The 961-nt window shown below is 72.8% G+C and carries 1 protein-coding gene; it reads right to left on the reverse strand.

Going from position 1 to position 961, the window contains the following annotated elements:
* Positions 1-961 (reverse strand): acyltransferase domain-containing protein (locus HG542_RS34120; RefSeq protein ID WP_171088309.1); only part of this gene is annotated, 961 nt, incomplete at both ends.

Below are 961 nucleotides of genomic sequence, written 5' to 3' on the forward strand. Positions count from 1 at the left end.
AGCCGGGACGTCTTGCGGCCCTGCTGCCTGAAGACCTCCGCGATCGCCAGCACCGCGTCCTCGGCACCGGAAACCACCACCGACTGCGGGCCGTTGACGGCGGCGATACCGGTCTGCTCGGTGAGGTGCGGCAGCACCTCGTCCTCGGTCGCCTGCACCGCCACCATCGCACCGCCGCTCGGCAGCGCCTGCATCAGCCGGGCGCGGGCGGACACCAGCTTCGCCGCGTCCTCCAGCGACAGCACCCCGGCCACGTGGGCCGCGGCGATCTCGCCCACCGAGTGACCGGCCACGTAATCCGGCCGCACACCCCACGACTCCAGCAACCGGAACAGCGCCACCTCGACGGCGAACAATGCGGGCTGCGTGCGCCCGGTCTCGTCCAGCGACTCGGCATCGACATCCACCGGCGCGTCCAGGTGAGCGCACACGGCGTCGTACGCCTCCGCGAACACCGGGTACGCCGCGTACAACTCCCGTCCCATGCCGAGGCGTTGCGACCCCTGCCCCGAGAAGAGGAAGCCCGTCTTGCCGCCGACCGGACGCCCCAGCACCACGCCGGACGACGGGGCGCCGGACGCCAAGTCGCCCAAGGAGGTGAGCAGTTCCTCGCGGCTCTCCCCCATCACCACGGCCCGGTGGCGCAGCGCCGCCCGGGTCGTGGCCAGGGAGAAGCCGATGTCCAGCGGCGACATCGTGTCGTCCACGAAGGACAGCAGGCCGGCCGCCTGCGCCCGCAGCGCCGCCTCACTCTTGGCCGACAGCAGCCACGCCGACGGACCGACGGCAGGCGCCGCTTCGGGCTCCTCCTCCAGCGGCGGGGCCTGCTCGATGATCGTGTGCGCGTTGGTGCCGCTGACGCCGAAGGACGAGACGGCGGCCCGGCGCGGGTGGTCCGTCTCCGGCCACTCCACGGCTTCGGTGAGCAGTTGCACCGCGCCCGCCGACCAATCGACGTGCG

The sequence above is a fragment of the Streptomyces morookaense genome (genome assembly GCF_013030945.1).
GTDB lineage: Bacteria > Actinomycetota > Actinomycetes > Streptomycetales > Streptomycetaceae > Streptomyces > Streptomyces morookaensis.